Here is a 321-nt window from a genome sequence, read left to right as displayed (position 1 = left end):
GGCCGTCGGCGGCCGGATCGCCGCGGAGACGGTGACCGTCTTCTGCGCGGTCGCGGTCAGGCCGGAGGTGTTGGTGACCGTGACGACGACCGTGTAGCTGCCGGCGGTCGTGTAGCTGTGCGTCGCCGTGGCGGTGGCCGATGTGGGCACGGTCGTGCCGTCACCGAAGTCGAACGCGTACGACAGCGTCTGGCCCTGCGGGTCGGTGGAGGCCGACGCGTCGGCGGTGACCGAGACGGGCGCCGTGCCGCTGGACGGGGTCACGGACAGCGAGGCCGTCGGCGGCCGGATCGCCGCGGAGACGGTGACCGTCTTCTGCGC

The 321-nt window shown here is 73.5% G+C and carries 1 protein-coding gene; it reads right to left on the bottom strand.

What is annotated here, in order from left to right; genetic code table 11:
* A partial coding sequence (locus ACPYOM_RS22215) for a PKD domain-containing protein (RefSeq protein WP_481347622.1) occupies window positions 1-321 on the bottom strand: 321 nt, incomplete at both ends.

The organism is Monashia sp. HAY1-2A (genome assembly GCF_056755315.1).
The sequence above is the reverse complement of the archived record's forward strand: the minus strand, read 5'-3'. Positions and strand labels throughout refer to the sequence as shown.